General features: G+C 57.7%; 8 protein-coding genes. 3 read left to right on the forward strand and 5 right to left on the reverse strand.

Translation table 11 applies throughout. The features are described 5' to 3' along the window. Positions 1-430: 430 nt before the first annotated feature. Positions 431-619 (reverse strand): hypothetical protein, encoded by a 189-nt coding sequence (locus tag PMI09_RS09500; protein ID WP_007791771.1) that lies wholly within the window; start codon positions 617-619, stop codon positions 431-433. A 469-nt stretch (positions 620-1,088) separates the two neighbouring features. Here PMI09_RS09500 and yghU point away from each other — a divergent pair, with 469 nt between their 5' ends. Further along, a complete protein-coding gene (gene yghU / locus PMI09_RS09505; protein ID WP_007791774.1) occupies positions 1,089-1,979 on the forward strand; it encodes a glutathione-dependent disulfide-bond oxidoreductase in 891 nt (296 codons plus the stop codon). Positions 1,980-2,184: 205 nt separating this feature from the next. Here the strand turns inward: yghU and PMI09_RS09510 are convergent, their stop codons facing one another. The 3 genes from PMI09_RS09510 to PMI09_RS09520 are packed head-to-tail and all read right to left on the reverse strand — an operon-like array spanning position 2,185 to position 4,797. Then, positions 2,185-2,973 (reverse strand): ABC transporter ATP-binding protein, encoded by a 789-nt coding sequence (locus tag PMI09_RS09510; protein ID WP_007791776.1) that lies wholly within the window; start codon positions 2,971-2,973, stop codon positions 2,185-2,187. Further along, a complete protein-coding gene (locus PMI09_RS09515; protein ID WP_007791779.1) occupies positions 2,973-3,815 on the reverse strand; it encodes an ABC transporter permease in 843 nt (280 codons plus the stop codon). The genes PMI09_RS09510 and PMI09_RS09515 overlap by 1 nt, the downstream gene beginning before the upstream one ends. 13 nt (positions 3,816-3,828) lie before the next feature. Beyond that, positions 3,829-4,797 carry an aliphatic sulfonate ABC transporter substrate-binding protein gene (locus tag PMI09_RS09520; RefSeq protein WP_007791782.1) on the reverse strand — a complete coding sequence of 323 codons (969 nt, stop codon included), beginning with the start codon at positions 4,795-4,797 and terminating at the stop codon, positions 3,829-3,831. Positions 4,798-5,141: 344 nt separating this feature from the next. On the opposite strand from PMI09_RS09520, the gene PMI09_RS09525 reads away from it, so the two are divergent. Both PMI09_RS09525 and PMI09_RS09530 read left to right on the forward strand, forming a co-directional pair. Next, positions 5,142-6,131 carry an AraC family transcriptional regulator gene (locus tag PMI09_RS09525; protein WP_037082475.1) on the forward strand — a complete coding sequence of 330 codons (990 nt, stop codon included), beginning with the start codon at positions 5,142-5,144 and terminating at the stop codon, positions 6,129-6,131. 58 nt (positions 6,132-6,189) lie between these two features. Continuing rightward, entirely contained in the window at positions 6,190-7,398 is a 1,209-nt protein-coding gene (locus PMI09_RS09530) for an MFS transporter (RefSeq protein ID WP_007791789.1), read from the forward strand. A 436-nt stretch (positions 7,399-7,834) separates the two neighbouring features. Here PMI09_RS09530 and PMI09_RS30170 read toward each other — a convergent pair. Beyond that, on the reverse strand, positions 7,835-8,128 hold a 294-nt coding region (locus PMI09_RS30170), incomplete at its 5' end, for a type II toxin-antitoxin system VapC family toxin (RefSeq protein WP_081499046.1).

Raw genomic sequence — 8,128 nt, forward strand, 5'->3', positions numbered from 1 at the left:
TTTCACCTGCCATGCACCACCTGTCGTTGATCGGTTACGTCTTTTCGCCGGAAGCAAAGGCGTTCAGACAAAAGCCTAGCGGCGGGGTTGCTGCTCTGCAACATAACCATACTGGACCGATAAAATCCAGCTTAGCTGTGCCCAGGAAACTCCTGTTTCGGGCATGCCGCAAGGAATCGTCGTGGGGAACATAATGATCCGGACCTAGCAGTTGACCTCTGATCTCGCGTCACTCGAAACCGCGCCTCCATCATCATTTCGGCTTATGTAGCCATGCAGCATAATGCGGGCCCGCTGCATCGTGCATGCACGCGCGGCGAACAGCGTATGTTCAGCGTCCATACCAATACTTCAAGTTAGGAACTTCAGCTTTAGGACGAGCCGCATCGTCCAATAGAGGAGCGTGCTCCCTAGCAATAGCTAGATCCCACTAGTGCGTTCGTGTTGACGCAGGATCGATTTCGATAACAATCCCGTACCTTAGAGCCTTATCTCTGGTTTCGTCGATTGCCTGCTGGACCCGATGGACCACAAGGTCGAACTCGGGGCCTTCTAGGGATGCCATCTCCCGAGCGACGCTCAGGGCGAATATCAGTTGCGCGATGTTGGCTTCATCCATGGCAGCGTCCTCGCCGACAACGAAAAGCCTATCGACATTCCATGGATGCTGCAATGCACAATACTGGTAAAGATCATTCGGCAATAAAGGTCCTGACCGGACGCCATAAGTTTGCCGACAGGAACCAGCTTCAGCCAGGTTAAGCCGCCTGGGGAGCCCTACCGACACCAAATTCGATACGGCCGGGAGGCTCAGTGAATAGCTCATTTTCGCACCGTCCGTTGTTGTGCTAATATTCTATCTATTTTATAGACTAGCATAAGGTACAGAGTGCAATTTCCTGCGATCTACGGAAAAGCCATCCTATCCGTTAACCTGCGAGGGTAGACGCACATGCCGGGTCAACACGACCATGAAGTGCGCTCCACCAACGTGAAGCGGTAAAACCGCAAGCATGTCATTGGCACGATCCGTCATTTCCTCTACGGCCGAAGCCGACCTACGACCACAGAACAAAAGGATCAATGTGATGACCGAGAAGAACCCCGCCGACAACTTCCCTGCCGGGTATGAAGTACCCAAGGTATGGACCTGGGAGAAGGGCAATGGCGGGCAGTTTGCTAACATCAACAGGCCGATCGCTGGCCCAACCCACGACAAGCAACTGCCTGTAGGCAAGCATGCCCTGCAGCTCTATTCGCTGGCGACGCCGAACGGCGTCAAGGTGACGATCATGCTGGAGGAGCTGCTTGGGCTCGGACACACAGGCGCAGAATACGACGCGTGGCTGATCAGGATCGGCGAAGGCGACCAATTCGGCTCAGGCTTCGTGGAAGTCAACCCGAACTCGAAGATCCCTGCCCTGATCGACCGGTCGACGCCTGAGCCGACGCGCGTTTTCGAAAGCGGATCGATCCTGCTCTACTTGGCGAAGAAGTTCGACGCCTTCCTTCCGAAGGAACACAAGGCACAGACGGAAACGATCAACTGGCTATTCTGGCAGATGGCCTCGGCGCCCTATCTTGGTGGTGGCTTCGGCCATTTCTATGCCTACGCGCCGGTACACATCAAATATGCAATCGACCGCTTCTCGATGGAAGTGAAACGACAGCTTGACGTTCTCGACCGTCACCTCGCCGGCAACAGATTCATGGCCTGCGACGAATATTCGATCGCCGACATCGCAATCTGGCCCTGGTACGGCAACCTCGCGCAGGGCAAGGCATACGGGGACGCCGGAAGCTTTTTGGACGTCCAGACCTACAAAAACCTACAGCGCTGGAGCGCCGAGATCGCCGAACGTCCAGCAGTCAAGCGCGGCCGCATGGTCAACCGGACAAACGGCGATCCGTCGGAACAGCTCCACGAGCGTCACAACGCCTCCGACTTCGAAACAAAGACGCAAGACAAGATCGGCTGAAGGACCGAGGAAGCAGCTAGGCGCGGCTCACATTTGTCCGCTGGCGTGCTGTTGGTGCGACCGCCCAGTTGCTCAACCCTGCTGAGAGCTCCCGTCCGACTGCGCCAGCGGTCGCGGGGGTTCTTCCGCCAATCGTCGTGCCAAAGCACAGCGGCTGTCGCGCGTGGGCAAAACCAGAAAACGTTGATTTCTTAAGTCGCCGAACTCATGCAATGTCTTCGACGATTGATATGACTTCGGCGTCCCGCATCACGGTCCCAGATTTGCTGAGCGAGCGATTGAGCGACGCCCTCACCTTTTTCTTGTAGCGATCGACGGCCTGCCCACTGACCTCGCGCGGCATTGGTAAATTGATTGCTATTTCTTCCATGATGCGACCGGGCGAAGGCTGCATGACGATAACCCGGTGCGCCAAAGCAACCGCCTCCTCGATATCGTGCGTAACGATAATCATCGTCGAGTGCGTCTGGCGCCAGATGCCGACAAGGTGGTTTTGAAGTGCTGAGCGCGTCAGCGCATCGAGCGCCGAAAACGGCTCATCGAGCAGCAAAACCTCCGGCTGCGTCACCAGCGCGCGGGCAATGGCAGCGCGTTGCGCTTGTCCGCCCGAAAGCTCCTTCGGCAGGCTGTTCTCGTAACCTGCCAGATGAACCTGATCCAACGCAGCCGTTGCTCTTTCATCGCGCTCACGACGGCCGAGATGGCTCAGACCGAAGCGGATGTTTTCGCCGACGGTAAGCCACGGCAGCAGGCGCGGTTCCTGGAATATCAGATTGATAAGTTGGTGCGGCGCACGAACGGCCTCGCCATTTATGGCGATCTTGCCCGCCGTCGGCTGATCGAGCCCGCTGATCAGTCGCAACAACGTACTCTTGCCGCAACCCGAGCCGCCAATGACGGCAACGATTTCTCCAGGATGGACCTCAAGGCTGAAGCCCTGGAGTGCGACGACGCCATTCTGATAGGTCTTCGACAAGCCTTCGACCGACAACATCACGTACCCCCCTTTTTGTAGTTGTCCTGCCAGGCGACGAGGGGCGCGCTTATGGAAACGATCAGTCCGTCGGATAGCTTGCCGATAATGGCAAAGATGATAATTGCCGCGACGATCTGATCGGGCTTGCCAAGCTGCTGGCCATCAACGAGCAGATAGCCCAACCCCTCGGAAGCGCCCATGAATTCTGCCGCAACGACGAACATCCAGCCAAGCCCCAGACCGGCCCGCAGCGCCACGATCAAGGCCGGCAGGACGGCGGGAAAAAGGATGCGTCGGGCAAGCTCCAACCCGGAGAGGCGGAAGATGCGGCCCACCTCAACGATCTTACGGTCGACCGAAAGCAGAGCCGTGGAAAGGCCGAGATAAACAGGAAAGAAGACCCCTGTCGCGATCAGCATCACCTTGGATGTTTCAAAGATGCCAAACCAGAGAATGAAGAGCGGCACCCAGGCAATCGATGGGATGGCACGAAGAGCCTGAAGGCTCGGATCGACCAAAGCCCGCGCTGTGGTGAAAAAGCCGGTCAACGTTCCAACAACCACGCCTGCTGCAGCCCCGGCCAGAAAGCCAAAGAGAACACGTAGACAGGTGGAGGCGACATGTCGGTAAAGTTCGCCGTTCTCTGCGAGCTGCCAGAGCGCAGCGATAATGCGGGAAGGAGGCGGCACCAGCCGTCCGGAGGAAAGACCGAAAGAGACTGCCGCTTGCCAAAGCAGAAAGGCGCCGGCCGGCACAGCAATGGAAAGTAAGAACCTTTTCCAAATTGCCGGCCGGGCGCCTGTCCTATTGCCCGCTATCCGTTCACGCAGCTGACCTGACAAGACTTCAATTGCTGTCAACGCTTGTGATCCATTACTGAGTAGCGGCGCTATTGAAACTCGTGTCGATCAGGCTGGTGGTTATCGCAGCGAGATCCGCATCAGCCGGAAGCACGCCGGCCTGCTGCAAGGCAACACCGGCCTTCAGGATCGTTTCCCGCTGCTCGTCGCCGATCTGCGAATGCGTCAAGTCCGTGCGCTCCAGTTGCTTCGAGATGACAGCATCGGGAAGCTTGGCGGCTTCGATCAGAGCAGACTTCAGTGCCAGTGGATCGGCAACTGCCTGCTTTCGCGCCGTCTCGTAGACAGCAAGTACGCGCTTCACAATGTCTGGGTGCTCCTTTGCGAAGGTCTCCGTCGTGTTGAGGACGCCCCAGCTATTGTTCTCCGGCTTGCGGAAGAACAGCTTGGCGCCGTCTTCTACCTCCGCGGCCGCCATCAAAGGATCAAGACCTGCCCAAGCATCGACGTCGCCGCGGGTAAGGGCCAGACGGCCATCGGCATGTTGCAGAAGGACAAATTTGACGTCGCCTTCCTTGAGACCGGCATCGGCCAGAGCGCGGACAAGGAAAATATGCGGGTCGGTACCGCGCGTCACGGCCACGGTCTTGCCCTTGAGATCAGCAACGCTGGCGATCTTCGAATCCTTACCCGTAACAAGTGCTGTCCATTCGGGCCGTGAGAAGACATAGATCGACTTCACAGAGTTACCGTTGACGCGCGCAATCAAAGCCGCAGCGCCCGCCGTGGAGCCGAAATCGATTGAACCGGCATTGAGAAACTCGAGCGCCTTATTCGAGCCCGCAGACTGAACCCAACGGACAGCAATGCCATCCTTTTCGAATTCCTTCTCCAGCAAGCCCTCTTTTTTGAGAAGCAGGCTCACTGGATTGTAGGTTGCCCAGTCGACGCGAATTTCGGAAACGTCCGCGGCGGAAACCTGCTGCAGTCCTGCGCCAATAAAAGCGGCCATCGCCACGATACGCAAAATGATCGACTTCATATCCCTCTCCAGCTTTGCATTATTGCCGTGTAGCGTAGGGAGGGACGTCAAAAAATTCTAGAAATGACGTTTCAATGTCCACTAAGTTTATGGAATTTATGACGTGCTTACTCGTAGCTTTGAGGTCTTATTCAGCTATCTGCGGGCCGTTCAGTTGTTTGACAGGATGCCGTCACTTCGCGCATGTTCATGGATGATCTTTCCGGCGAAGTTCGGGAAGTTCAAAGGCAACAGAATCCAGGTTGGCCGCTGACGTTCGTGTCAAGGATGGGCGCCTGCTTGTTTCTTACCGGAGCGACACCATCGTGCTTGCGTGCCAGACGCTCGAGACCTAAATTGGCGAAATGCCTGATCATTCGTCTCGACAGCTGTCGCCGTCAAATATCCCAATGGATGCGCTAAGCGAAGTCCTACAAGACTTTCGCTTGAATGGAGTCAACTATGGGCGGTGCGAACTCCAACATCCATGGAGCATCGCCTTTTCGCACCAACAACTGCTTCGCTTTCACTTCGTTAGCCAAGGTCCGTGCTGGATCCATACCGAAGCCCAAGGATGGCAGGAGTTGAACGATGGTGATCTGGTGCTACTGCCGCAAGGTATCGCACATCGATTGGCCAGCGCGCCAGATGTTGAGGGCGACTCGCTCGAAAGCTGTCAGATAACAAGGTTGGGCAGCAACGTTTGCGAAGTGTTGCGGGAAGGAACGGGTACGACAAGCACGCTCTTCTGCGGCTCCATGGCTTTGAGCGCATATGCCCTCAACCCTTTGATCGCCTTGATGCCGCCAATCATCAAGGGCTGCGACGTAGCCGGCAATGACCCGATCGTTGGTCCGCTGCTGGCGGCCATGACGGCAGAGGCTTCACAGCCTCAGATGGGCAGCGCCACTGTCCTGTCCCGCATGGCGGACTTGCTCGCAGCGCGGCTTATCCGCTGCTGGGTTAATTGCAGCGGAGCCTCGACCACCGGCTGGCTCGCCGCCATCCGCGACCCCCACCTCGGTCGTGTGTTGGCAGCTATGCACCGAGACCCGGGCCATAACTGGACCCTAGAAAGCCTTGCCAGTGTGGCAGGCCAGTCGCGCTCTATCTTTGCCGAGCGCTTCAGCGCTATCTTAGGAGAGGGTGCGGCACACTATCTTGCCCGTCTGCGGATGCAGCTTGCCCGCGAATTGCTAGGTCAAAGCGGCATGTCGGTTGCCGAAGTTGCCTCCCGGTTAGGTTACGAATCCGAGGCATCCTTCGCGCGCGCCTTCAAGCGCATCACCAGCGTCTCGCCCGGCGTTGTGCGTCGCACAAGTTCCGGACGAATAGACATGGATTTCGGATTTTAAGACACATATCATCCCAGTAAGTTCGTCTATGAAATCTCCGAACGTAGGAGATGACTCAATGACGGACACGAGATCACAACTAGACGACGCGGCGATAGACTTTCATACCGCCGAGCCAGCCGCGTGGAGTGTGGCGACTTGGTTCGCCGTTCTTTCGATGGCGGCTACCAGCTTTGCGCTGGTGTCAGCTGAGTTTTTGCCGGCAGGCTTGTTGACGCCAATGGCGCGCGATCTCGGCATTAGTGAGGGAACAGCCGGGCAGGTCGTGACCGCGACCGCTTCCATCGGCGCGGTGACCGCCTTGTTGAGCAATGTTCTCATCGGCAGAATGAACCGCAAGACCGTACTCGTTGGTCTCAGTGCGTTGGCAATTGGCTCCAACATACTTGCGGCGCTAGCGACTGATTTTTGGTTATTATTGTTGGGTCGAGCCGGATTGGGCATCGCGCTTAGCGGGTTCTGGGCGCTTTCGGTTGCCGTCGTGGCGAGGCTGGTGGGTGCGAATGCGACGGGTCGGGGGATGGCTATCGTCACCCTCGGGGTCTCGCTCGCCACCATAGCTGCACCGTCGGTGGGCGCTTTGATCAGCGACTGGCTGGGCTGGCGTAGCGCCATGGCTATGACAGCAGGGCTTGCGGCGCTTGCCATGCTGCTGCAGGTACTCAGCTTGCCGACGCTGCCCGCAAGCACAGGCAACAGTCTTGCCGATGTTTTTAGCCTGACAGGGCGGCGTGGCGTTCAACTCGGAATGCTTGCCATCCTTTTGCTTATGACGGGGCATTTTGCTGGTTCTGTTTATGTGCGTCCCTTCCTCGAAAAAGTGACGCTCCTGGAAACCGGGCCGATTGCCATGGCGCTGCTCGGGTTTGGTATCGCCGCTGTGATCGGAAATATTGCGGGCGGCCGAGTGGCCGACGTCAATATCCGCATGGCACTCGCTATTACGGCAGCAATAATGGCATTTGCGGCGCTCGCGCTGGTGCTTTGGGGCGTCCACATCAGCGCTGCCTTCGGTTTCGTTACGCTTTGGGGCTTCGCCTTCGGCATGGCGCCGGTGGTGCTGCCTACCAATCTTTCCCGCGGAGCACCCGACGCTCTGGAGGCAGCGGGGAGCCTGATGGTCGTCTCTTTTCAGGTTGCCATTAGTATCGGCGCGGTTTTCGGCGGCTATGTCGTCGATCATTACGGCGCCGTTGGGCCTTTGACCCTTACCTCCGCCCTGGCCGCATCGACCGTCGCTTTGGCGCTGACGCAGCCGCGCAGCTGATCTTCGCTGCCGGGTTGAGCAACCAGGCGCAATCGGACTGACGATGGTGTGAGACTCCTGTGCATCTCTAAGGCACCAGCTGGGCGCATGCCGGGGCCGAGTAGCGCTCCTGGCGCTCTGGAAATGAGGCCGCCGGCAATCGTCGGCGGCCTCGATCGTGTCAGGTTATAATGACGTCCTTACCTTCTGCCTTGAGGCACGCGAGGCCGTCCTTCATCTGCTGCAGCTGTTCAGCCGAGTGGAGTTGCCAGTCCGGGACTTCGCCCACGACGCGAAGCGGTTCGCGATAGCGATATGACCGGGAAACTTCTTGTCAGTCAGGTGTGCATAGAGCGAAAGCCTACAGGAGCGGACCGGTCTCTTCGAGGATAGGTTCTGGGGGTGATCTGAGGAATTTTGCAAGAAGGACATCCCTAGAGGGTGCCCGCGCCCGATTTCAGCCTTGCCACGGGTCGATTACGATCACGCCGGTATCACCGAAATCCTGAACATTACGCGTGACTATAGTTAAACCGTGAACCAGCGCGGTAGCGGCGATCAAAGCATCAGCCTCGTTGCGGCGGTCTGGAATATGTAAGTGGGCACAACGCGTCGCTATCGCGTCATCGATTGGCAGAACCCGCTCGGCGAATTCAGGGCGAACACGGCTATCCATCCATCCCCGCAAGCGAGAACCCTGGGCGGCGTCGCGACGCTGGATGGATAATATCCCGCGCTCAATTTCCAGGAT

Source organism: Rhizobium sp. CF122 (genome assembly GCF_000282035.1).
Lineage (GTDB): Bacteria > Pseudomonadota > Alphaproteobacteria > Rhizobiales > Rhizobiaceae > Rhizobium.

What these genes read in the sequence shown, in the direction of transcription:
- PMI09_RS09500 (WP_007791771.1), bottom strand. Translation starts at nt 619, where the DNA reads ATGGATGAAGCCAACATCGCGCAACTGATATTCGCCCTGAGCGTCGCT.
- yghU (WP_007791774.1), top strand. Translation starts at nt 1,089, where the DNA reads ATGACCGAGAAGAACCCCGCCGACAACTTCCCTGCCGGGTATGAAGTA.
- PMI09_RS09510 (WP_007791776.1), bottom strand. Translation starts at nt 2,973, where the DNA reads ATGTTGTCGGTCGAAGGCTTGTCGAAGACCTATCAGAATGGCGTCGTC.
- PMI09_RS09520 (WP_007791782.1), bottom strand. Translation starts at nt 4,797, where the DNA reads ATGAAGTCGATCATTTTGCGTATCGTGGCGATGGCCGCTTTTATTGGC.
- PMI09_RS09525 (WP_037082475.1), top strand. Translation starts at nt 5,142, where the DNA reads ATGCCTGATCATTCGTCTCGACAGCTGTCGCCGTCAAATATCCCAATG.
- PMI09_RS09530 (WP_007791789.1), top strand. Translation starts at nt 6,190, where the DNA reads ATGACGGACACGAGATCACAACTAGACGACGCGGCGATAGACTTTCAT.